The organism is Streptomyces sp. A1136, from assembly GCF_004795055.1.
Classification (GTDB): domain Bacteria; phylum Actinomycetota; class Actinomycetes; order Streptomycetales; family Streptomycetaceae; genus Streptomyces.
This window is the reverse complement of record NZ_SSBJ01000009.1, coordinates 61,528-82,634: the sequence shown is the minus strand read 5'-3', so window position 1 is coordinate 82,634 and position 21,107 is coordinate 61,528. Positions and strand designations below refer to the sequence as shown.

Sequence of the window (21,107 nt, the reverse complement as noted above, 5' to 3'; positions counted from 1 at the left end):
GCCCTCCGCGGGGATCAGCCGAAGACGAACTTGATGGCTTCCTGGAACCCATAGTCAATCACGGTCACCAGACCGATCATGATGACGACGAAGACAATCACCACAGTGGTGTACGTCGTGAGCTGGTTGCGAGTCGGCCAGACAACCTTGCGGAGTTCCGCGACGATCTGGCGGTAGAACAGCGCGAGCCGGCCCAGAGGACCCTTCTTGCCGCGCTTGCCGCCCTTGCGGGCCTTCTTCTCGCGGGTGTCGTCCTCGGCGTCAGGCATGTCGATGGAGCCCAGGGCGTCCGTCACGTCTCTCACCTGAATCCGGGTCGTGGCCGTAGCCGCGCCCGGTTGCGCCGCACGGCGTTGCATCGAAGTACGTACCTGCGCACACGTCCGAGAAGGAGTGTGGAGCAGGGCCGGAGGGACTCGAACCCCCAACCGCTGGTTTTGGAGACCAGTGCTCTACCAATTGAGCTACGACCCTTTGCGTTCCCCAACCTACCGCATCCGGGCGAGTGCACGGAGTGCTCACGCTCTGGGGCGGTCGGTGAGGACCAACGACAGGTGAGTGTACGTGGTCCGGGCCCTGACGTCGAACAGAAGCCGCCGGGGGCGCATCCGGATCTCCCGCGTCCGCTCAGTGGAACGGTGTGCGGCCGCCGTTTGCGGTCTGGGACGATTGCCGTATGACCTCTGCAACGCCTTCCTCCGAGCGCCGGGTGTCCGCCCGTATCGGCGCAATCTCCGAGTCCGCCACCCTCGCCGTCGACGCCAAGGCCAAGGCCCTCAAGGCCGCCGGGCGTCCGGTGATCGGCTTCGGCGCGGGCGAGCCCGACTTCCCGACCCCGGACTACATCGTCGAGGCCGCGGTCGAGGCCTGCCGCAACCCCAAGTACCACCGCTACACGCCGGCCGGCGGTCTGCCCGAGCTCAAGGCCGCGATCGCCGCCAAGACGCTGCGCGACTCCGGCTACGAGGTCGACGCCTCCGAGGTCCTGGTGACCAACGGCGGCAAGCAGGCCATCTACGAGGCGTTCGCCGCGATCCTCGACCCGGGCGACGAGGTCATCGTCCCGGCCCCGTACTGGACGACGTACCCGGAGTCGATCCGCCTCGCCGGCGGAGTGCCGGTGGAGGTCGTCGCCGACGAGACCACGGGTTACCGGGTCTCCGTCGAGCAGTTGGAGGCGGCGCGCACCGAGCGCACCAAGGTCGTCCTGTTCGTCTCCCCCTCGAACCCGACCGGCGCGGTGTACAGCGAGGACGACGCGCGCGCGATCGGCGAGTGGGCGGCGGAGCACGGCCTGTGGGTCCTGACGGACGAGATCTACGAGCACCTGGTCTACGGCGACGCGAAGTTCACCTCGCTCCCGGTGCTGGTCCCGGCCCTGCGCGACAAGTGCATCGTCGTGAACGGCGTCGCCAAGACGTACGCGATGACCGGCTGGCGCGTGGGCTGGGTCATCGCCCCGAAGGACGTCGTCAAGGCCGCGACCAACCTGCAGTCGCACGCCACCTCCAACGTCTCCAACGTGGCGCAGGTCGCGGCGCTGGCCGCCGTCTCGGGCGACCTGGACGCGGTCGCGGAGATGCGGAAGGCCTTCGACCGCCGCCGCCAGACGATGGTCAAGATGCTGAACGAGATCGACGGCGTCTTCTGCCCGACCCCGGAGGGCGCGTTCTACGCCTACCCGTCGGTGAAGGAACTGCTCGGCAAGGAGATCCGCGGCAAGCGCCCGCAGACCTCGGTGGAGCTTGCTGCCCTGATCCTGGACGAGGCCGAGGTCGCGGTCGTCCCGGGCGAGGCCTTCGGCACCCCGGGTTACCTGCGCCTGTCGTACGCGCTGGGCGACGAGGACCTGGTGGAGGGCGTGACCCGCATCCAGAACCTCCTGGCGGAGGCCAAGGCGTAGGCCTTCGGCGGTCCCCCGGCACCACCCCCGAGCGGCGCCTCCCCCACCGGGAGGCGCCGCTCGGCCATTTCCGCGAGAGGGGTGCGGTGCGGAGCCCGGAAAATGTGGCGCCCGGGCGTTCGAGGGGCCCCCGATCAGGGAAACCCCCTCCCGCCGAGCGCGGCGGTACGGCAGGATCACCGGATGGAGCACGTACGCGATCTCACGCTTCTGCCGAAAGCCCATCTGCACCTGCACTTCACGGGGTCCATGCGGCCGTCCACCCTGCTGGAGCTCGCCGACAAGTACGGCGTGCGCCTGCCCGACGCCCTCACCGCCGGTGAGCCACCCAAGCTGCGGGCCACCGACGAGCGCGGCTGGTTCCGCTTCCAGCGGCTCTACGACGCCGCCCGCTCCTGCCTCCGCGAGCCCGACGACATCCGCCGGCTGGTCCGGGAAGCCGCCGAGGAGGACGTCCGCGACGGCTCGGGCTGGCTGGAGATCCAGGTGGACCCCACCTCCTACGCCCCCCTGTTGGGCGGCATGATCCCGGCCGTCGAGATCATCCTCGACGCCGTGGAGGCCGCCTCCCGCGACACCGGTCTCGGGATGCGCGTCATCATCGCCGCCAACCGCATGAAGCACCCCCTCGACGCCCGCACACTGGCCCGCCTCGCCGTCCGCTACGCCGATCGGGGCGTCGTCGGGTTCGGGTTGTCCAACGACGAGCGCCGCGGCATGGCCCGTGACTTCGACCGGGCCTTCGCCATCGCCCGTGAGGGCGGCCTGCTCGCGGCCCCGCACGGCGGCGAACTGACGGGCCCGGCCTCCGTGCGGGACTGCCTCGACGACCTGCACGCCGCCCGTGTCGGGCACGGCGTCCGGGCCGCGGAGGACCCCCGGCTGCTCAAGCGGCTCGCGGACCGGCAGATCACCTGCGAGGTCTGCCCCGCCTCCAACGTGGCCCTCGGGGTGTACGAACGGCCCGAGGACGTGCCGCTGCGCACGCTCTTCGAGGCGGGGGTGCCGATGGCGCTGGGCGCGGACGACCCGCTGCTGTTCGGGTCCCGGCTGGCCGCCCAGTACGAGATCGCGCGCCGCCACCACGCTTTCACGGACGGGGAGCTGGCCGAGCTGGCACGGCAGTCGGTGCGCGGTTCCGCGGCGCCCGAGGAGGTCCGGGCCAAGCTGCTGGACGGGATCGACCACTGGCTCAGCGGGTGAGCCGCAGGTCCCCCTCGTAGCAGTCGGCCCGTACCCGGTCGCCGTCGGCGAAACCGATCTCCAGGTGCGTGCGGCCGGTCTCGGGCGTGGCGTACTCGGCGACGGTGGCGACCGTCTCGCCGAGATGGCGCAGGAACGGATGGTCGCCGAGGTCCTCGCCGACCTCGATCCGGCCCCACTCCCCCATGTCGTACGGCTGGTGCGGGGTCTCGGACTCGACGATGAGGCACTGGTCGGAGCCCGTGGTGATGCGGGTGGACTCGCCGTCGCTGTCGAGGAGCCAGACGTCGAGCGGGGCCTCGGAGCGTTCGCCCTCGTAGACGTGCCAGGACGCGACGACCGCCTTGATCGCGCGACCCACCAGCCGGGTGGGGTCCGTACCGGCCCCGTGCAGGGGACATCGCATGGCGGCCGGTACTCCTCAGATGCTGACGCCGACCGTCACCGGTTCGTTGACCAGGGTGACGCCGAAGGCCTCGTGGACGCCCGCGACGACCTCGCGGGCCAGCGCGAGGAGATCCTCGGTGGTGGCCTCGCCCCGGTTGGTGAGGGCGAGGGTGTGCTTGGTGGAGATGCGCGCGGGGCCGGTGCCGTAGCCCTTGGTGAAGCCGGCCTTGTCGATCAGCCAGGCGGCGCTGGTCTTCGTGCGGCCCTCACCGGCGGGGTAGGCGGGCGGGGTGGTGTCGGCGCCGAGGCGGTCCTGGACGCGGGCGAGGAAGGCGGCGTAGGCCTCGTCGGTCAGGATCGGGTTGTGGAAGAAGGAACCGGCGGACCAGGTGTCGTGGTCGGCCGGGTCGAGGACCATGCCCTTGCCGGCGCGCAGGCGCAGGACGGTCTCGCGGGCGACGACGGCCGGTACGCGGTCGCCGGCCTCCACGCCGAGGGCGCGGGCGGTCTCGGGGTACTTGACGGGGGCGGAGAGCCCGCCGGCGTCTTCCAGGGCGAAGCGGACGCGCAGGACGACGTAGCGGCCGGGCTGGTCCTTGAAGGTGCTGTCGCGGTAGCGGAAGTCGCACTCGGCGGCGGTGAGGGTGACCGTCTCGCCGGTGGTGCGGTCGTACGCGACGACCTCGGTGATGGTGTCGCAGACCTCCTGGCCGTACGCCCCCACGTTCTGGATCGGCGTGGCACCGGCCGAGCCCGGGATGCCGGCGAGGCATTCGATCCCGGCGAGGCCGGCGTCGACGGTCCGGGCGACCGCGTCGCTCCAGTTCTCGCCCGCGGCGAGCTCCAGCCGGGTCCCGTCGAGGTGGAAACCGGTGGTGGCGATGCGCAGGGCGGTGCCGTCGAAGCCCTGGTCGCCGATGACGAGGTTGCTTCCGCCGCCGATGACGAGCAGCGGGGTGCCGGCGGCGTCCGCGGCCCGGACGGCGTCGATGACCTCGGCGTCGGTGGTCGCGGTGACCAGCCGGGCGGCGGGGCCGCCGAGCCGGAAGGTGGTCAGCGGGGCGAGGGGGGCGTCGTGGAGTTCCTGCACGGGGACAAGAGTACGGTCCGTGCCCCTCGCATCCTCGCGGGGCACGGACCGTGGCTCGGGGGGGTGGTGCGGCGGCCGGTTCGTCGCCGGTCGGGCGTCGGTTCGCCGCCGTTTAGGCTCAGCCCGCGGCGGGCACCTTCCGCGCGCCGGAGACGGCGCCGACCGCCGCGCCCTCGGCCGCGTCCTCGGTGGTGTCGGCCGCCGGGGCCGCCGACCGGGTCGCCGCCGGCTCGGTCTTCCCCTTGCGGGGCAGCAGTAGGGCCAGTGCGGCGGCGAGGGCCACGGCCCCGGCGCCGATCCACAGGGCGGGGACGGTGCCGTCGGTGAAGGCCTGCGGGGTCTCGTAGCCGCCCTGGGCGGAGAACACCGAGGCCAGGACCGCGACCCCGAGGGCGCCGCCGACCTCGCGCAGCGCGTTGTTGGTGCCGGATGCCTTGCCCTGGTCCGCGGGGGTGACGGTGGACATCAGCGCGTTGGAGGCGGGGGCGAAGTACAGCGCCATGCCGATGCCGCTGAGGATGAGGGCGGGCAGCTGGGCGGCGTAGGAGACGTCCGCGCTGAGGATCACCGCGAACCAGCCTAGGCCGACGGCCTGGAAGGCGAGCCCGGCGGTGACGACGGGGCGGCTGCCGATCCGGTCGGAGAGGATGCCGGCGATCGGCGCGACGATCATCGGCATTCCGGTCCAGGGCAGCATGCGCAGTCCCGCCTCGGTGGGCGAGTAGCCGGCGACGCCTTGGAGGAACTGGCTGAGCAGGAAGATCGACCCGAACATGCCGAGGAACATCAGGAGACCCGCGAGGTTGATCCCGAGGAAGCCGCGGTTGCGGAAGAGGCGCATCGGGAGCATGGCGTGCGGGTTGCCGGAGCCGTGCCGGATGAAGCCGCCGACGAGCGCGACGCCGAGGATCAGGCCGGTCAGGACCGGCGTACTGGTCCAGCCCTTGGCATTGGCGTTGACCAGGGCGTAGACGATCCCGAAGAGACCACCGCTGATGAGGAGCGTGCCGGGGACGTCCAGCCGGGCGTCGGGGGCGGTGGACTCGGCCAGGCGGAGTCGGGCGAGCGGGACCAGGGCCAGGCCGATCGGGACGTTGATCCAGAAGATCCACTGCCAGGAGACGTGCTCGGTGAGGCTGCCGCCGATGAGGGGGCCGCTGGCGACGGCGAGGCCGGTGACGGCTCCGTAGATGCCCAGGGCCATGCCCCGGCGTGCGGCCGGGACGGCGGCGGTGAGGAGGGTGAGGGTGAGCGGCATCATCACGGCGGCGCCGACGCCCTGGACGGCGCGGGCGGCGATGAGCTCGTCGATGCCGGGCGAGAGGGCGGCAGCGGCGGAGGCGAGGGTGAAGACCGAGAGCCCGCCGATGAACAGACGTCGCCTGCCGAAGCGGTCGCCGAGGGCGGAACCGAACATGAGGAGGACGGCGAAGGTGAGCGTGTAGGCGTTCACCGTCCACTCCAGGTCTTCGAGCTTGCCGCCGAGGTCCGCACGGATGGCGGGGAGGGCGGTGGTGACGACGAGGTTGTCGAGGGCGGCCATGAAGCTGGCGGCGCCGGTGATGACGAGGGCCCAGACGGCCGATCGACTGAGGGCGGGTGGTGCGGCTATCTGCTCGTTCACGGATTCCCCCTGGGAGACTTTGTTAGTTATTGCTGACTAACTTGACTGGGCAAATGAAAGGGCGAAGTGCGCAGCACCGAACCGGCGGCTACGCGTCCACCTCGCCCGGGTTCCCGACCCCGCCCGGACCCTCGCCTTCACCGCCGGCGGGAGACGCCGCCGCCGACTTCTTGCCGTTGAGGTAGCAGCCCGCCCAGACGCGGTGGTCGGGCGGGAAGCCGAGGGCCGTGAGGGTGTTGATGAGCATGCCGTGCGCCATGAAGTCGGTGGTCTGGTCGATGTCGGCCCCGAGGGCGAGGTGGACGGTGTCCCACAGCCTCATCCAGCCGGCCCGCACCATCTCCCCGAACTCGGCCTCGCCGGCGGCTTCGGCGGCGGCGACGGTGAGGCTGGCCTGGAGCTGCATCTGGAGCTTGTCGGGGTGCTCCGCGATGAGCCGCAGGTAGGCGTCCCCCATGGAATGGAGGGCCTCCTCGCTCGTGCACCCCGCGGCGGCCTCCTCGAAGACGACGCGGATGTCCTCGGTGCAGCGGGCGACGGCGGCGACGAAGATCGCCTGCTTGTTGGGGAAGAGCCGGAAGAGGTACGGCTGCGATACGCCCACGCGCTTGGCGATCACCTCGGTGGAGGTGCCGTAGTAGCCCCCGCGGGCGAACTCCTGCATCGCCGCGCGGATGACGCTCTCGCGTCGTTCCTCTGCGCTCATCCTTGCCATACGAGAAAGTTAGTGCTCAATCACTAACTTGGTCAAGCGGTGGTGGGCGATGACTTCCGCCCGAGGGGGCGGGAGCCGGGCGGGCCCGCCTCCCCCCGGGCCCCCCGCCCGCCCTACGCCTGCGCCTGCACTGCCGGCGCGCGCCCAGGCGTACGCCTACGCCAGCCGGACCACCGCGCGGGACATCCCGAGGACCTTCTGGCCCGCGCTCAGGGCCGTCAGGTCCACCCGGACCCGGTTGTCGTCCAGCTTGGCGGCGACCTTCGCGGTGACCTCGATCAGCGCACCCTGGTCATCGTTCGGGACGACCACCGGCTTGGTGAACCGCACCCCGTACTCGACGACCGCACCCGGGTCGCCCACCCAGTCGGTGACCACCCGGATCGCCTCGGCCATCGTGAACATGCCGTGCGCGATGACGTCCGGCAGCCCGACCTCCTTGGCGAACTTCTCGTTCCAGTGGATCGGGTTGAAGTCACCCGAAGCGCCGGCGTACCGGACGAGCGTGGCGCGCGTCACGGGGAAGGACGCCGCGGGCAGCTCGGTGCCGACCTCGACATCGGCGTACTGGATCTGCGCGGTCATGTCAGGCCTCCTCAGGGGCGCGGGACACGAGCTTGGTCCACGCCGTCACCACGTGCTCGCCGGATTCGTCGTGTACTTCGCCGCGGATGTCGATGATGTCGTTGCCGGCCATCGACTTCACGGCCTCGATCGTCGAGGTCACCGACAGCCGGTCCCCCGCCCGCACCGGACGGACGTACGCGAACTTTTGGTCGCCGTGCACGACGCGGCTGTAGTCGAGCCCCAACTGTGGGTCCTCGACGACCTGGCCGGCGGCCGCGAACGTGATGGCGAACACGAAGGTCGGCGGGGCGATCACATCCGGGTGGCCGAACGCCTTGGCGGCTTCCGGGTCGGTGTAGACGGGGTTTTCGTCACCCACCGCAACCGCGAATTCGCGGATCTTCTCCCGGCCGACCTCGTACGGATCGGTGGGCGGGTAGCTCCGCCCCACGAAGGTCTGGTCGAGGGCCATGGCTCACTACCTCCAGTTGAGGGGAAACGACACGAGGCCGCCCCCAATGAAGGGGACGACCTCATGACGGTGCCTGTGTTCGAGACTCGCCAGGATCAGCGGGTCTCGCGGTGCGCGGTGTGCGAGTTGCAACGCGGGCAGTGCTTCTTCATCTCAAGACGGTCCGGGTTGTTACGCCGGTTCTTCTTGGTGATGTAGTTCCGCTCCTTGCACTCCACGCAGGCCAGCGTGATCTTCGGGCGGACGTCGGTGGCAGCCACGTGAGTGCTCCTTGACGGACAATTGGGACGGATGAACGCATACAAGAGTAGCCGACCGGGAGACCGACCCCGCAATCGGCTACTGTGTGTAGCGGCGACCGGACTTGAACCGGTGACACAGCGATTATGAGCCGCTTGCTCTACCGACTGAGCTACGCCGCTTTGATGTGATCGACTCCCCACCCGAGGGTGGGGAACCTCTCTCACCAGAGCCCCAATGCGGAATCGAACCGCAGACCTTCTCCTTACCATGGAGACGCTCTACCGACTGAGCTATTGGGGCGAGCGATGAAGACATTACACGGTCGCCCGCCGATCGCCCAAATCCTTTGGGGCGACAGGGCTCGGAGGCCCTCCGGCCTTGATTCCGAATCGACTCGGGAACCCCTTCCGACCCGTTTTCCCCACCGATTCGGGGAGATTGTGGCGCGCTTCACACGGCGGGGAGGCTTCCTCGCGCGGCCGAGCGCCCGCCTCGTCCACCCGCCTCGTCCATCCGTCCCGCCGGCCCGCCCCGCCGGCCCGTCGCGCTCCGGGCCGTCCGCCGTCCCACCGGCCTTCCCGAGGCACCACACCGGTACGACTATTGCGCTCCTCCGTGAACCGGCCACCCCCGCGCCCTAGGCTCTGAGCACGCTGCGTGATCTTGGGCCGCGGGCCGGGAGCCGCGGCCCAGGAACCGCCCGAGCCACCGCAGGAGCGCGATGTCCGACAGCCAACCGCAGCAGCCCTCCCCTCCCCCGCGCGGTGGCCGGGGTGACGGCGGCGGGTACGGGCCCGCGCGGGGCGGTCCCGCCGGGGGGCCCGGCGCGGGAGGCGGCGAGGTGACCACACTGCTCCTCACCGGTGCGCGCCTCCCCGACGGCCGCTCCGTCGACGTCCGGCTGCGCGGTGGCCGCGTCCAGGCGGTGGGCGCCGTCGGCAGCCTGCCCTCCCCGGCACTCTCCCGCGTGGACCTGAGCGGCTACCTCCTGCTCCCCGCCCCCGCCGAACCGCACGCCCACGGGGACACCGCCATGACGGCGGACGTCGACGGCCCCGTCCCGTACACGACCGACGAGGTCCAGCGCCGGGCCACCGAGTCCGCCCTGCTCCAGCTCGGCCACGGCGCCACCGCCATGCGCTCCCACGTACGCATCGACGACGTCCACGGGCTCGGTCCGCTGGAGGCCGTGCTCCAGGCCCGCCGCTCGCTGCGCGGACTCGCCGACCTGACCGCGGTCGCCGTCCCCCGCCTGCTCACCGGTGTCGCCGGGGCGGACGGCCGCGCCATGCTGCGTGACGCCGTCAAGATGGGCGCCTCGGTGATCGGCGGCTGCCCCGACCTGGACCCCGACCCGGCCGGCTACCTCCACACCGTCCTGGAACTGGCCGGCGAGCAGGGCTGCCCCGTCGACCTGCACACGGACGGTGACGATCCGGCCCGCCTCACCCGGCTGGCGGCGATGGCGCGGGACTCTCGTCCCGGCGTGACCATCGGCCCTTGCGGCGGCCTGTCGCGGCTGCCGCTGGACGTGGCGAGCCGCGCCGCCGACGAGCTGGCCGCGGCCGGGGTGGGCGTCACCTGCCTCCCGCAGGGCGACTGCGCCGCCCTGGAGCGCCGGGGCCTGCGCACCGCGCCCGTACGCCTCCTGCGCAGCGCCGGGGTCCGTGTCGCGGCGGGGAGCGGGGCGCTGCGGGACGCGGGGAACCCGGTCGGTCGCGGCGACCCGCTGGAAGCCGCGTACTTGCTGGCCTCCCAGGGCGGTCTGCGCCCGGCGGAGGCGTACGAGGCGGTCAGCGCCACCGCCCGGGAGGTGATGGGCCTGCCGGAGGTGCGGGTGGAGGCGGGTTTCCCGGCGGAGCTGCTCGCCGTCCGCGGCGACCGCATCGCGGGGGTGCTCTCCCTGGCGTACAGCCGCATCGTGATCCACCGGGGGCGCGTGGTAGCCCGGACGAGTGCCGTACGGGAGTACTGCGACTCGGCGGTGGCGGTCGCCCTGGACCTGCCCAGACAGGGGCGTACCGAGTCCGGGCCCTGAGCGGCGGCGGACGTGCACCGACCGTTCGCCGGACGTTCGCGGGCGGGCGGGCCCGGCTCGTCGTACGGTCGGGTCATGCGCATCGTCATCGCGGGTGGACACGGTCGGATCGCGCTGCGGCTGGAGCGGCTGCTCTCCGCGCGCGGGTACGAGGTCGCGGGCATCATCCGCGACCCGGAGCAGGGCGACGACCTGCGGGAGGCGGGCGCCGAACCGGTGCTGTGCGATCTGGAGTCGGCCACGGTGGAGCACGTGGCGGGAATCCTCCAGGGCGCGGACGCGGCCGTGTTCGCGGCCGGCGCCGGTCCCGGCAGCGGCATCGCGCGCAAGGACACGGTGGACCGTGCGGCGGCGGTGCTCTTCGCCGACGCGGCCGAACGGGCGCGCGTACGACGCTTCCTGATGGTCTCCTCGATGGGGGCGGACGCCAATCACCAGGGCGAGGAGGTCTTCGACTACTACCTGCGCGCCAAGGGGGAGGCCGACGACCACCTCCGCACGCGCCTCGGCCTGGAGTGGACGGTGCTGCGCCCCGGCACGTTGACCGATGCCGACGGTACGGGGCTGGTCCGCCTGGAGGCGCGCACGGGGGCGGGGTCGATCCCGCGCGACGATGTGGCGGCGGTACTGGCGGAGTTGGTGGAGACCCCGGCGACGGCCGGTCTGACGCTGGAACTCGTCTCCGGGTCCACCCCGGTCGCGGTGGCCGTCAAGGCCGTGGCGGGCAACTGACCGGGGCGGCTCGGGCGGGCGCGACGGGGCGACTTCGGCGGGGCGGGCGGGCGCGACGGGGCGACTTCGGCGGGGCGGCCGGGCGCGACGGCCTCGTGTGCCGCTGCCGCCGCGCTAGAACTCGGCGGTGACCTCGTCGTCGGAGCGGCCGACGGAGTCCTGCTCGTACTGCCGCTCGTAGGCCTGCCGGATGTGCTCGATGCGCACGCTGCGGTCGTCGGCCTCCTTCTTCGGGTAGAGCAGCACCACCTCGTAGGACGTCTCGTGGACGATCGTCCCGCCCTTGCCGCGCCACTGGCCGTGCGCGTCCTGGACGGTGAGCCCTTCGGGGAACGCCGGGGTCACCTCGCGGTCGATGAAGCGGTTGAACTCCTCTTCCCCGACAGGGGCCTGACCGACCGGCCGCGCGGTGCCGAAGTAAAGCCGGGTCTCCTGGTACGGCGCCCCTACCCGGGGGTGCAGGGCTGCTCCGACCAGGGCCGGGATGCCCGCGCCGAGCAGGGCGATGAGCACTCCGCCGCCGACCTTGCCACGCGTATTCGATGTCCGATTCACGCCCCGTGAACGACGGCACGTGTTGATCGTTGCGCCCGGGGCGCCCGATAGGGTCACTGCGGTTCGGCCGCCGATGGCGGTCGTGCGACGTACCGGGGGGTGTGGGCGTGGGCGTGGGCGAGGGCGAATGGCGCCTGGGCGGGGCGAAGGGCGGCCGACTCGCCGCCCGGTGGTGGAAGTGGGCCATGTCGGCGCCGCGGGAGCACAGCCCCGTCTTCGATACGACGGGGCGCGAGGCGGGGTGGCGTCAGCCCGACGACCTCTGGTTCCTCGCCGGCTCCCACGGCGGCCGGGTGGTGCGGCGGTGCGCCGTACCGGCGGGCCGGCCGGTGTTCTTCCCGGTACTGAACACGCAGCGCGCGGCGGTGCCCTTCGTGACCGGGCCGTGGGCGCTCGACGTGGCGAGGGCGTCGGCGGCGCTGAACAGCGCTCCGCTGAGGGTGAGCGAGTTCAGCTCGAAGACCTTCTTGGTGCGCGGAGTGCCCCGCGTGGCCTGGGGCCTGTGGTGCGGCCTCACGCCGCTGCCGCCCGGCCATTTCGTGCTGGAGATCAACGCCGCCGCGACCGACGGCTTCACGGTCGACACGACGTACCACCTGACCGTGACGGACCCGGCGGGCTAGGACCCCCGCCGCGCCGCGGGGACTTGCCCCCGGGCGGGGACAACGCGGGGACACTGCGAGGACAACGAAGAAACCCCCGTCTTCTGCGTTTCCGCAGAAGACGGGGGCCTCACTCGCGTGGCGGCGCCAGGGTTCGAACCTGGGTAGGCTGAGCCGGCAGATTTACAGTCTGCTCCCTTTGGCCACTCGGGCACACCGCCAAGGGTTGTTGCCGTTTTTCCGCCTTACGGCGGCGCTCCGTGGCAACGACGTAAACAATACCCGATGACCGGGGGTGCTTCGCCACCGGATTGATCAGTACCGCACGGGAGCGCGGTGGCTAGGCTTTGCGGAGCGGTCCGGGGATGTCCGGCCGCGGCCCCACGGGGCACAGCCAGCCGACTTCAAGGAGCCACAGCACATGGCCGACTCCAGTTTCGACATCGTCTCGAAGGTCGAGCGGCAGGAGGTCGACAACGCCCTCAACCAGGCCGCCAAGGAACTCTCGCAGCGCTACGACTTCAAGGGCACCGGCGCGTCGATCGCCTGGTCCGGCGAGAAGATCCTCATGGAGGCGAACTCCGAGGAGCGCGTGAAGGCCATCCTCGACGTCTTCGAGACCAAGCTGGTCAAGCGCGGCATCTCGCTCAAGGCGCTGGACGCCGGCGAGCCGCAGCTCTCCGGCAAGGAGTACAAGATCTTCGCGACGATCGAGGAAGGCATCTCCCAGGAGAACGCCAAGAAGGTCGCGAAGATCATCCGGGACGAGGGCCCCAAGGGCGTCAAGGCGCAGGTCCAGGGCGAGGAGCTGCGCGTCAGCTCCAAGAGCCGCGACGACCTCCAGGCCATCCAGGCGCTCCTCAAGGGCAAGGACCTGGACTTCGCGATCCAGTTCGTGAACTACCGCTGACCAGCGCCTTCGCTCTGCCCGAGCGGGCCTGACGAGCGTGGCAGGGCGCAACGGGGGCACACCGCCGAGCAATGGCTCGACGGCTGCCCGCGCTGCGCCCTCGCCGTGCGCCGGACGTGATCGTGGGCTTCCCGCACCGGCCCTTCCCCCCGCACCGGTCCTTCCGCACCGGCTCCCCGCCCCCGTGCCGGCTCCCCGCCCGTACGCCGGACAGCGGGCGAACGCGCCCGGCGCCGGGGGCGTGACGAGGGCCGTCACTCGCGTTCCGCGCGGGGCGTGGGACGAGGGTGGGGTGCGCCGGGCGTGAGCGGCGCGTGCTCCGCCAGGGCTCCCGGTGGTCACTAGGCACCGGGCCGGAGGCCCGTCACGCTGAGTGCCATCCGTCACCGTGTGACAGGGAGTTCTCGTATGCCTGGGGCCGACACGTTTCGCGAAGACTTCGGGGCGTCCGTCGTCGTCGCGCTCGTCGCGCTGCCGCTCTGTGTGGGGGTGGCCGTCGCCTCCGGCGTGCCGGCCGAGCTGGGCATAGTGACCGGCGTCGTCGGCGGGCTGGTGACGGGCTGGTTCCGTGGGAGTTCACTCCAGGTCAGCGGGCCGGCCGCGGGGCTGACCGTGCTGGTCTACGAGGCGGTGCAGGCGTACGGCCTGGCCGCGCTCGGGGTGTTGGTGGCCGCCGCGGGGACGATGCAGTTGGGCATGGGGGTACTCCGGGTCGGGCGGTGGTTCCGGGCGATCTCGGTCGCCGTGGTGCACGGGATGCTGGCCGGGATCGGGCTCGTGCTGATCGCCGGGCAGCTCTACGCCCTGGGGGGTGTGGAGGCACCGGCGAAGACCCTGGAGAAGCTCTCCGGCGTCGCCGCGTTGGGTGGGCGGGCCGACTGGGGGGCCGTGGGGCTCGGGGTGGGGACCATTGCCGTCCTGGTGGTGTGGCGCCGAATGCCGGCCCGGCTGCGGCTCGTGCCCGGGGCGCTGGTCGGCGTGGCGGCGGCCACCGCGGTGGCGGGGCTGCTGCGGATGCCGGTCGAGCGGGTGCGGGTGACGGGCGTACTGGGAGCGGTGTCGCTGCCCCGATGGGAAGACCTCGGGGCGCTGGCGTCCGTGGGCGCGTTCGGGACGGTGGCGGCGATCGCGTTGATCGCCTCTGCGGAGACCCTGTTCAGTGCGGCGGCGGTGGACCGCATGCATGACGGACCCCGCACCGACTACGACCGGGAACTGGTGGCCCAGGGTGTGGGCAACCTGATGTGCGGGCTGCTCGGGGCCCTGCCGATGACGGCGGTGATCGTACGCAGCGCCGCGAACGTGGAGGCCGGGGCTCGGACCCGGGCGGCGCGGGTCATGCACGGCGGCTGGCTCCTGCTGTTCGCCGTGGCCTTCCCCGGCGCGCTGGAGGCGGTGCCGTTGGCCGCCCTGGCCGGGGTACTGCTGCACGCGGGATGGAAGCTGCTCCCCGCGAGGGCGGTCGCCGCTCTGTGGCGCACCCACCGGGGCGAGGCCGTGGTCCTGGTGGCGACGGCCACCGCGATCGTCGCCACCAACCTCTTCGAGGGCGTGCTGGTCGGTCTCGGACTGGCTGTCGCCAAGGCGGCTTGGGAGACCTCTCAAGTGCAGATCGAGGAGGTCTGGGAGGCGGAGGGGGACGTGCTGTGCGTGCGCATGGTGGGAACCGCCAGCTTCCTGCGGCTGCCCAAGATGCTGGACTCCCTCGACGGCCTGCCGCCGGGCCAGTCGGTGCGGCTCGACCTGACCGGATTGCGGCATCTGGACCACGCCTGTCTGACCGCCCTCGACGGCTGGGAGAAGCAGCGCTCGCCACTCCCGCGCCCCCGGGGCGTCACGTAGGGCGGTTAGCCTCCCGCCATGGACGACCTGCCCATGGAGGAGTCACCGGTGGACGAGCCGTCGGCCCACAAGCCGCCGCGGCACCCCGGGTTGAAGCGCACGCTCGGTGTCTTCGACGCCGTCGTGGTCGGCTTGGGCGCCATGATCGGCGCCGGGATCTTCGCGGCGCTCGCCCCGGCCGCGCGAGCGGTGGGCCCGGCCGGCGCGGCGCTCCTCACCGCCCTCGGCCTGGCGGCCGTCGTGGCCTACTGCAACGCGCGGTCCTCCGCGCGGCTCGCCGCCCGGTACCCGTCCTCCGGCGGCACGTACGTGTACGGGCGTGAGCGGCTCGGCCCGTTCTGGGGATATCTGGCCGGTTGGGGCTTCGTCGTCGGCAAGACGGCCTCCTGCGCGGCGATGGCGCTGACCGTGGGGGCGTACCTGTGGCCGGAGCGGCAGCACGCGGTGGCCGTGGCCGCGGTGCTGGCGTTGACCGCCGCGAGCTACGGCGGTGTGCAGAAGTCGGCCAGGATCGCCCGGGTGATCGTGGCGGCGGTGCTGGTGGTGCTGGCCGCGGTGGTGGTCGTCTGTCTGACCTCCCACGCGGCGGAGCCGGGGCGGCTCGGCGGCGGCCCGGCGGTGGACGGGTTGTGGGGAGTTGCGCGAGGGGCGGGCGTGGCCGGGCTGTTGCAGGGCGCCGGGTTGCTGTTCTTCGCCTTCGCCGGGTACGCCCGGATCACCACCTTGGGCGAGGAGGTGCGCGATCCGGAGCGGACGATCCCGCGCGCCGTGCCGATCGCGCTGGGCATCGCCCTGCTGGTGTACGCCGCCGTCGCCGTGGCGGTCCTGACCGTGCTCGGCGGCGGGGCGCTGGCGGGGTCCACGGCCCCGCCGGCCGACGCGGTACGCGCGGCCGGGTGGCCCGGACTGGCCCCGGTCGTCCGGGCGGGTGCGGCCTTGGCCGCCTTGGGCTCGCTGTTGGCCCTCGTGCTCGGGGTGTCGCGCACCGCTTTGGCGATGGCCCGGGACGGCCATCTGCCCCGCGTGCTGGCCGCCGTGCATCCCCGGCGGCGGGTGCCGCACCATGCGGAGTTCGCGGTGGGCACCGTGGTGGCGCTGCTCGCGGCCACCACCGATCTGCGGGGCGCGATCGGCTTCTCGTCCTTCGGAGTACTGGCCTACTACGCGATCGCGAACGCTTCGGCGTGGACGCTGGATTCAGGTGTCAAGGACCGGGCCGGGGCAGCGGTCGGGCTGGCCGGCTGTGTGGCGCTCGCGTGTGCGCTGCCCCTCGCGTCGGCGGTCGCGGGGGCGGCGGTCCTGCTGTCGGGCGCGGCGGTCTATGCCGTGCGAAGCCGTCGTGGGCACGCCATGTGAGGACGGGTCAGGCCGTCGCGCCGAGGTGGCGGGCGGGGTCCGCGGCAGCCGCCTATGGGGGCGGCGCGGGGCCGCGTACCGGTCTCCGGAGGGGCAGGCGAGGGCCGTGCGCGAGACTGCCCTCGCGCCTGCGGGGAGTTGGATTCCGAGTGGGGGGCTTGCTGTGGCAACCGCTTGGTCTCGTCCATGTGTTCATGGTGGACCACCCCACTGACAATCGTCCTGACCTGCGCCGATCACCCCGGCCCCGGCCCCGCGCCGACCCCTCGTCGGGCGAAGCCGCTCAGCTGGAGGCGAAGGGGGCGTCCGTCGGGACGATCTCGCGGCCCAGCGGCAACAGGGAGAGCGGGACCATCTTGAAGTTGGCGATGCCGAACGGGATGCCGATGATCGTGACGCACAGGGCGAGGCCCGTGACGATGTGGCCGATGGCCAGCCACCAGCCGGCCAGGACGAGCCAGAGCACGTTCCCCACGCAGGACGCGGCGCCCGCGTCCCGCCGCTCGACCGTGGTGTAGCCGAAGGGCCAGAGGGCGTACACGGCGATGCGGAAGGCGGCGATCCCGAAGGGGATGCCGATGATGGTGACGCAGAGGATCAGGCCCGCGAGGCAGTAGCCCAGGAACAGCCAGATGCCGCTGAGTACGAGCCATACGACGTTCAGGATGGTCTTCACTGGGTCCTGCCTGCCATCTGTTCGAGCCGGGCGATGCGCTCGGCCATCGGGGGGTGCGTCGAGAACATCTTGGAGAGTCCCTCACCCGGGCGGAAGGGGTTGGCGATCATCATGTGGCTCGCCGTCTCCAGGCGGGGCTCGGGCGGCAGCGGGAGCTGCTTGGTGCCCGCGTCCAGCTTGCGCAGGGCGCCTGCCAGGGCCAGCGGGTCCCCGGTCAGCTGGGCGCCGGAGGCGTCGGCCTCGTACTCGCGCGAGCGGCTGATGGCGAGCTGGATCACGGAGGCGGCCAGCGGCCCCAGGATCATGACCAGCAGCATGCCGAGGAGGCCCGGCCCCTCGTCGTCGTCGGAGCGGCCGATCGGGATCAGCCAGGCGAAGTTCACCAGGAACATGATCACGGAGGCGAGGGCTCCGGCGACCGACGAGATGAGGATGTCCCGGTTGTAGACGTGGCTCAGTTCATGGCCGATGACGCCGCGCAGCTCCCGCTCGTCGAGGATGCGCAGGATTCCTTCGGTGCAGCACACGGCGGCGTTGCGCGGGTTGCGGCCCGTGGCGAAGGCGTTGGGGGCTTCGGTGGGCGAGATGTAGAGCCGGGGCATGGGCCGGCGCGCGGAGGTGGAGAGCTCGCGCACCATGCGGTAGAGCGCGGGCGCCTCGAACTCGCTGACGGGACGGGCACGCATCGCGCGTAGAGCCAGCTTGTCGCTGTTCCAGTACGCGTACGCGTTCGTGCCGAGCGCGACGAGGACGGCGACGATCAGGCCGCCCCGCCCGAAGAGGCTTCCGATGAGGATGATGAGTGCCGACAGCCCGCCGAGGAGTACGGCGGTCTTCAGCCCGTTGTGCCGGCGGTGCACGGTACGCCCTCCAAATGGTGCGGCAGGGGGAACCCGTCCGGATGTGCGGAACGGAGGGTCTTCCGGTCCAGTGGACCCTCCCTTCCTGGTCAACGCGAGGTGGGCGCGCCAGGTTCCCGGGGCCGCGCCGCCCCCGGCGCCCGGGGGCGGGTGGGCGTGGGGCGAGCCGGGGCGTTGCTCCGTCCGGGCTACCGCGGAGGTGCCGACGTACGACTACTGCGGGAACAGGCTGCCCGAGGCGAAGCGCAGCACCAGCTGCGGCGCACCCGAGAGGACGAGGGCGGTGACCCCGGTGAGCAGGATCGCGACGGTGACCGGCCAGGGCGCGGGGGACGCGGCGGGAGCCTGCCCGGCGCCGGCGTCGCCGGTGGCCGCGGGGCGGAACAGCAGGGCCGTCCAGCGCAGGTAGTAGTACAGGGCGATGACCACGTTGACCGCCATGACCACGGCCAGCCACCCCAGGCCCGCGTCGACCGCGGACCGGAAGACGGTGACCTTGGCGAAGAGGCCGATGATGCCCGGCGGCAGGCCGGCCAGGCAGAGCAGGAAGAACGCCATGGTCAGGGCGGTCAGGGGCCGCTCGGCATACAGGCCGCGGTAGTCGTCGATCCGGTGCAGCGGCTTCGTACGGGCCACCAGCGCGGCCACGGCGAAGGCGCCCAGGTTCACGGCCCCGTACATGAGCGCGTAGGCGACGGTGGAGCCGATCTGGTCGCGCTCCGTGTACGCCGCCGCGGCGATCGGCACCAGGAGGTAGCCGGCCTGTCCGACCGAGGACCAGGCGAGCAGCCGTACGGCGCTGTTCGCGCGGTCGGCGGCCTGGCGCAGGGCGGCCACGTTGCCGACGGTCATGGTGAGGGCGGCGAGGACCGCGAGCGCGGGACCCCAGATTTCGGAGTACGCGGGGAAGGCGATGACCGTGACGAGGATCAGGCCGGTGAAGCCGACGGCCTTGCCGATCACCGAGAGGTAGCCGGCGATGGGCAGGGGGGCGCCGACGTACGTGTCGGGGACCCAGAAGTGGAAGGGGACGGCGGCCGTCTTGAAGGCGAAACCGACGAGGGTGAGGGCGACGCCCGCCATCGCGAGGGTGTCGAGTTGGGCGGGGACGTCTTCGAGGCGGTCGGCCACCTGGGTGAGGTGCAGGGAGCCGGTGGTGGCGTAGACGAAGCTGACGCCGAGCAGCGAGACGGCCGTGGCGGTGACGGAGGAGAGGAAGAACTTGAGGGCGGCCTCGGAGGAGAGCCGGTCGCCGCGGCGCATGCCGACGAGGGCGAAGGCGGGCAGCGAGGCGACTTCGAGGGCGACGATCAGGGTGGCGAGGTCGCGGGCGGCGGGCAGCAGGGCCGCGCCGGCGGCGGAGGAGAGCAGCAGGAACCAGTACTCGCCGGCGGGCATGCGCGTCTCGTGGACGGCGGTGACCGACAGCAGGGCCGTGACGAGGGCGCCGGCGAGGACGAGGAACTGGACGACGAGTGCGAAGTGGTCGGCGGTGTAACTGCACGCGGCGGCGTCGCCGGTGAGGCAGAAGGTGGCGTGGTCGCCGGCGCGCAGCGGCAGCAGGGTGGCGACCGCGGCGGCGAGCCCGGCCACGGACAGCCAGCCCAGCAGCGGCTTGTGCTTCGGCGCCGTGAAGAGGTCCGCGACCAGGACGACGAGGGCGACGGCGGCGGGGATCACGACGGGCGCGAGGGCGAGCCAGTCGACGGACTGGACGAGGCTGGGCGCGGAGGCCGGGCCGGGGGCCGTGACGGCCGCGACGGACAGGACCGTCATGAGTTGCCTCCTGCGAGGAGCTTCTGGACGGCCGGGTCGGTGAGGCCGAGGAGGACGGCGGGCCACAGGCCGGCGAAGACGGTGAGGGCGACGAGCGGGGTCCAGGCGGCGAATTCGTATCGCTGGACGTCGGCGAGGGAGAGTTCGGGGCCTTCCTTCGGGTCGCCCATGCACACCCGTCGTACGACGATCAGAAGGTATGCGGCGGTGAGCAGGGTGCCGAAGGCGCCGACGGCCGTGTAGGTGAGGAAGGCCGGGCGGGACAGGCCCGCGGCCGGGTCGAACGCGCCGAACAGGGCGAGCATCTCGCCCCAGAAGCCGGCCAGGCCGGGCAGGCCGAGGGAGGCGACGGCGGCGAAGGCGAGCAGCGCGCCGAGACGGGGGGCACGGCCGTAAAGGGCGGCGCCGGTGACTCCGGAGAGGGTGTCCAGGTCGGCGGTGCCGTAGCGGTCCTTGAGCGCGCCGACCAGGAAGAAGAGCAGGCCGGTGATCAGACCGTGGGCGATGTTGGCGAAGAGCGCGCCGTTGACGCCGGTGGGGGTCAGCGACGCGATGCCGAGGAGCACGAAGCCCATGTGGCCGACGGAGGAGTACGCGATGAGGCGCTTGAGGTCGCCCTTGTTGCCCTTGCGGGTCAGCGCGAGGCAGGCGAGGGACCCGTAGACGATGCCGACGGCGGCGAACGCCCCGAGGTAGGGGGCGACGGTGTGCATGCCGTCGGGGGTGATCGGCAGCAGGATGCGCACGAACCCGTACGTGCCCATTTTGAGGAGTACGCCCGCCAGGAGGACGGAGCCGACGGTGGGGGCGGCGGTGTGGGCGTCCGGGAGCCAGCTGTGCAGCGGCCACATCGGGGTCTTCACGGCGAGGCCGATGCCGATGGCGAGGACGGCCAGCAGTTGGGTGGTGTGGGTCAGTCCCCGGCCGTTGTCAGAGGCGAGTGCCACCATGTCGAATGTGCCGCTGTTCAGTCCGATCAGCAGCAGACCGAGCAGCATGACCACGGAGCCGAGGAGGGTGTAGAGGATGAACTTCCAGGCGGCGGCCTGCCGCTGAGCACCGCCCCAGCGGGCGATGAGGAAGTACATCGGGATGAGGACCATCTCGAAGGCGAGGAAGAACAGCAGCAGGTCGAGGACGGCGAAGGTCGCGAGGGTGCCGGACTCCAGGACCAGGAGCAGCGCGACGAAGGCCTTCGGGGAGGGGCCGTCGGGCAGCTTGAAGTAGCTGTAGAGCGCGCAGAGGAAGAACAGCAGCGCGGTCATCAGGAGGAGGGGGAGCGAGATGCCGTCGACGCCGAGGTGGATCCGGATGTTCAGCGCCTGGATCCAGCCGATGTCCGTCGTCGCCTGGAAGCGGGACGGGGTGTGGTGGTCGAAGCCCGCGGCGAGGGCGATCGCCGCGGCGAGGATCACGCCGGTCACGGTCACGCCGTGGCGCAGCACCGCCTGGTCGGGGCTCTTGCCCTTGAGTCCCGGCGGGGCGGGCAGCAGGGCCGCGACGGCGCCGAGGAGCGGTGCGGCCACGATGAACGCCAGAAGGAACTGCATCACGGA

At 72.0% G+C, this 21,107-nt stretch carries 21 protein-coding genes and 4 tRNA genes; 8 read left to right on the top strand and 17 right to left on the bottom strand.

Going from position 1 to position 21,107, the window contains the following annotated elements; all coding sequences use genetic code 11:
* Window positions 1-14: 14 nt before the first annotated feature.
* The gene (gene secE / locus E6R62_RS11175) at window positions 15-296 is read right to left on the bottom strand and encodes a preprotein translocase subunit SecE (RefSeq protein ID WP_030298162.1); all 282 of its coding nucleotides are present in this window, start codon (window positions 294-296) and stop codon (window positions 15-17) included.
* A 105-nt stretch (window positions 297-401) separates the two neighbouring features.
* Window positions 402-474, bottom strand: a tRNA-Trp gene (locus E6R62_RS11170).
* A gap of 202 nt (window positions 475-676) precedes the next feature.
* Here E6R62_RS11170 and E6R62_RS11165 point away from each other — a divergent pair.
* Both E6R62_RS11165 and E6R62_RS11160 read left to right on the top strand, forming a co-directional pair.
* Window positions 677-1,903, top strand: a complete 1,227-nt coding sequence (locus tag E6R62_RS11165) for a pyridoxal phosphate-dependent aminotransferase (RefSeq protein WP_136213214.1) — start codon at window positions 677-679, stop codon at window positions 1,901-1,903.
* A 183-nt stretch (window positions 1,904-2,086) separates the two neighbouring features.
* Window positions 2,087-3,106, top strand: a complete 1,020-nt coding sequence (locus E6R62_RS11160) for an adenosine deaminase (RefSeq protein WP_136213213.1) — start codon at window positions 2,087-2,089, stop codon at window positions 3,104-3,106.
* Here the strand turns inward: E6R62_RS11160 and E6R62_RS11155 are convergent.
* From E6R62_RS11155 to E6R62_RS11115, 9 genes are all read right to left on the bottom strand, one after another.
* Window positions 3,096-3,512, bottom strand: coding sequence for a hypothetical protein (locus E6R62_RS11155; protein WP_136213212.1), 417 nt, complete (start codon window positions 3,510-3,512; stop codon window positions 3,096-3,098). The genes E6R62_RS11160 and E6R62_RS11155 overlap by 11 nt on opposite strands.
* A 15-nt stretch (window positions 3,513-3,527) precedes the next feature.
* A complete protein-coding gene (locus E6R62_RS11150; protein ID WP_136213211.1) occupies window positions 3,528-4,583 on the bottom strand; it encodes a UDP-N-acetylmuramate dehydrogenase in 1,056 nt (351 codons plus the stop codon).
* Window positions 4,584-4,701: 118 nt separating this feature from the next.
* The gene (locus E6R62_RS11145; RefSeq protein WP_240801607.1) at window positions 4,702-6,207 is read right to left on the bottom strand and encodes an MFS transporter; all 1,506 of its coding nucleotides are present in this window, start codon (window positions 6,205-6,207) and stop codon (window positions 4,702-4,704) included.
* 88 nt (window positions 6,208-6,295) lie between these two features.
* Entirely contained in the window at window positions 6,296-6,922 is a 627-nt protein-coding gene (locus E6R62_RS11140) for a TetR/AcrR family transcriptional regulator (protein WP_136213210.1), read from the bottom strand.
* A 156-nt stretch (window positions 6,923-7,078) separates the two neighbouring features.
* Window positions 7,079-7,507: a MaoC family dehydratase gene (locus E6R62_RS11135; RefSeq protein ID WP_136213209.1), complete on the bottom strand. Its 429-nt coding sequence runs from the start codon at window positions 7,505-7,507 to the stop codon at window positions 7,079-7,081.
* A 1-nt stretch (window position 7,508) separates the two neighbouring features.
* Complete coding sequence (locus E6R62_RS11130; RefSeq protein ID WP_136213208.1) at window positions 7,509-7,961, bottom strand: MaoC family dehydratase N-terminal domain-containing protein; 453 nt, start codon at window positions 7,959-7,961, stop codon at window positions 7,509-7,511.
* 95 nt (window positions 7,962-8,056) lie between these two features.
* Window positions 8,057-8,221, bottom strand: coding sequence for a 50S ribosomal protein L33 (rpmG, locus tag E6R62_RS11125; protein WP_003956487.1), 165 nt, complete (start codon window positions 8,219-8,221; stop codon window positions 8,057-8,059).
* 89 nt (window positions 8,222-8,310) lie between these two features.
* Window positions 8,311-8,383, bottom strand: a tRNA-Met gene (locus E6R62_RS11120).
* A gap of 48 nt (window positions 8,384-8,431) precedes the next feature.
* Window positions 8,432-8,504 (bottom strand) — tRNA-Thr (locus E6R62_RS11115).
* 421 nt (window positions 8,505-8,925) lie between these two features.
* Here E6R62_RS11115 and E6R62_RS11110 point away from each other — a divergent pair.
* Both E6R62_RS11110 and E6R62_RS11105 read left to right on the top strand, forming a co-directional pair.
* On the top strand, window positions 8,926-10,242 hold the full coding sequence (locus tag E6R62_RS11110; protein ID WP_136213206.1) for an amidohydrolase family protein: 1,317 nt from the start codon (window positions 8,926-8,928) through the stop codon (window positions 10,240-10,242).
* Window positions 10,243-10,317: 75 nt separating this feature from the next.
* Window positions 10,318-10,974, top strand: a complete 657-nt coding sequence (locus E6R62_RS11105; RefSeq protein WP_136213205.1) for an SDR family oxidoreductase — start codon at window positions 10,318-10,320, stop codon at window positions 10,972-10,974.
* Window positions 10,975-11,088: 114 nt separating this feature from the next.
* On the opposite strand, the gene E6R62_RS11100 is transcribed toward E6R62_RS11105, so the two are convergent.
* Complete coding sequence (locus E6R62_RS11100) at window positions 11,089-11,487, bottom strand: DUF3574 domain-containing protein (RefSeq protein ID WP_240801606.1); 399 nt, start codon at window positions 11,485-11,487, stop codon at window positions 11,089-11,091.
* Between the two features lie 149 nt (window positions 11,488-11,636).
* On the opposite strand from E6R62_RS11100, the gene E6R62_RS11095 reads away from it, so the two are divergent.
* The gene (locus tag E6R62_RS11095; protein WP_240801605.1) at window positions 11,637-12,152 is read left to right on the top strand and encodes a hypothetical protein; all 516 of its coding nucleotides are present in this window, start codon (window positions 11,637-11,639) and stop codon (window positions 12,150-12,152) included.
* Window positions 12,153-12,270: 118 nt separating this feature from the next.
* On the opposite strand, the gene E6R62_RS11090 is transcribed toward E6R62_RS11095, so the two are convergent.
* Window positions 12,271-12,352 (bottom strand) — tRNA-Tyr (locus E6R62_RS11090).
* Between the two features lie 200 nt (window positions 12,353-12,552).
* Between E6R62_RS11090 and E6R62_RS11085 the strand changes: the two genes are divergently transcribed.
* From E6R62_RS11085 to E6R62_RS11075, 3 genes are all read left to right on the top strand, one after another.
* Window positions 12,553-13,041 (top strand): YajQ family cyclic di-GMP-binding protein, encoded by a 489-nt coding sequence (locus E6R62_RS11085; protein ID WP_136213204.1) that lies wholly within the window; start codon window positions 12,553-12,555, stop codon window positions 13,039-13,041.
* Window positions 13,042-13,449: 408 nt separating this feature from the next.
* Window positions 13,450-14,883, top strand: coding sequence for a SulP family inorganic anion transporter (locus E6R62_RS11080; protein WP_136213203.1), 1,434 nt, complete (start codon window positions 13,450-13,452; stop codon window positions 14,881-14,883).
* A 33-nt stretch (window positions 14,884-14,916) separates the two neighbouring features.
* On the top strand, window positions 14,917-16,239 hold the full coding sequence (locus E6R62_RS11075) for an APC family permease (protein ID WP_136213302.1): 1,323 nt from the start codon (window positions 14,917-14,919) through the stop codon (window positions 16,237-16,239).
* A gap of 283 nt (window positions 16,240-16,522) precedes the next feature.
* Here E6R62_RS11075 and E6R62_RS11070 read toward each other — a convergent pair whose 3' ends face one another.
* The 4 genes from E6R62_RS11070 to E6R62_RS11055 all read right to left on the bottom strand — a co-directional run bounded on the left by E6R62_RS11070 (window position 16,523) and on the right by E6R62_RS11055 (window position 21,101).
* Window positions 16,523-16,915, bottom strand: coding sequence for a YccF domain-containing protein (locus E6R62_RS11070; RefSeq protein ID WP_136213202.1), 393 nt, complete (start codon window positions 16,913-16,915; stop codon window positions 16,523-16,525).
* Window positions 16,912-17,775 carry a zinc metalloprotease HtpX gene (gene htpX / locus E6R62_RS11065; RefSeq protein WP_136213201.1) on the bottom strand — a complete coding sequence of 288 codons (864 nt, stop codon included), beginning with the start codon at window positions 17,773-17,775 and terminating at the stop codon, window positions 16,912-16,914. The genes E6R62_RS11070 and htpX overlap by 4 nt, the downstream gene beginning before the upstream one ends.
* A 213-nt stretch (window positions 17,776-17,988) precedes the next feature.
* On the bottom strand, window positions 17,989-19,551 hold the full coding sequence (locus tag E6R62_RS11060; protein ID WP_136213200.1) for an NADH-quinone oxidoreductase subunit N: 1,563 nt from the start codon (window positions 19,549-19,551) through the stop codon (window positions 17,989-17,991).
* On the bottom strand, window positions 19,548-21,101 hold the full coding sequence (locus E6R62_RS11055) for a NuoM family protein (RefSeq protein ID WP_136213301.1): 1,554 nt from the start codon (window positions 21,099-21,101) through the stop codon (window positions 19,548-19,550). The genes E6R62_RS11060 and E6R62_RS11055 overlap by 4 nt, the downstream gene beginning before the upstream one ends.
* Between the last annotated feature and the right edge of the window lie 6 nt (window positions 21,102-21,107).

Excerpts from the sequence above, each read along its gene's own strand:
- E6R62_RS11165 (WP_136213214.1), top strand. The coding sequence starts at position 677 with ATGACCTCTGCAACGCCTTCCTCCGAGCGCCGGGTGTCCGCCCGTATC.
- E6R62_RS11160 (WP_136213213.1), top strand. The coding sequence starts at position 2,087 with ATGGAGCACGTACGCGATCTCACGCTTCTGCCGAAAGCCCATCTGCAC.
- E6R62_RS11155 (WP_136213212.1), bottom strand. The coding sequence starts at position 3,512 with ATGCGATGTCCCCTGCACGGGGCCGGTACGGACCCCACCCGGCTGGTG.
- E6R62_RS11140 (WP_136213210.1), bottom strand. The coding sequence starts at position 6,922 with ATGGCAAGGATGAGCGCAGAGGAACGACGCGAGAGCGTCATCCGCGCG.
- E6R62_RS11135 (WP_136213209.1), bottom strand. The coding sequence starts at position 7,507 with ATGACCGCGCAGATCCAGTACGCCGATGTCGAGGTCGGCACCGAGCTG.
- E6R62_RS11130 (WP_136213208.1), bottom strand. The coding sequence starts at position 7,961 with ATGGCCCTCGACCAGACCTTCGTGGGGCGGAGCTACCCGCCCACCGAT.
- E6R62_RS11110 (WP_136213206.1), top strand. The coding sequence starts at position 8,926 with ATGTCCGACAGCCAACCGCAGCAGCCCTCCCCTCCCCCGCGCGGTGGC.
- E6R62_RS11105 (WP_136213205.1), top strand. The coding sequence starts at position 10,318 with ATGCGCATCGTCATCGCGGGTGGACACGGTCGGATCGCGCTGCGGCTG.
- E6R62_RS11085 (WP_136213204.1), top strand. The coding sequence starts at position 12,553 with ATGGCCGACTCCAGTTTCGACATCGTCTCGAAGGTCGAGCGGCAGGAG.
- E6R62_RS11080 (WP_136213203.1), top strand. The coding sequence starts at position 13,450 with ATGCCTGGGGCCGACACGTTTCGCGAAGACTTCGGGGCGTCCGTCGTC.
- E6R62_RS11075 (WP_136213302.1), top strand. The coding sequence starts at position 14,917 with ATGGAGGAGTCACCGGTGGACGAGCCGTCGGCCCACAAGCCGCCGCGG.
- E6R62_RS11060 (WP_136213200.1), bottom strand. The coding sequence starts at position 19,551 with ATGACGGTCCTGTCCGTCGCGGCCGTCACGGCCCCCGGCCCGGCCTCC.
- E6R62_RS11055 (WP_136213301.1), bottom strand. The coding sequence starts at position 21,101 with ATGCAGTTCCTTCTGGCGTTCATCGTGGCCGCACCGCTCCTCGGCGCC.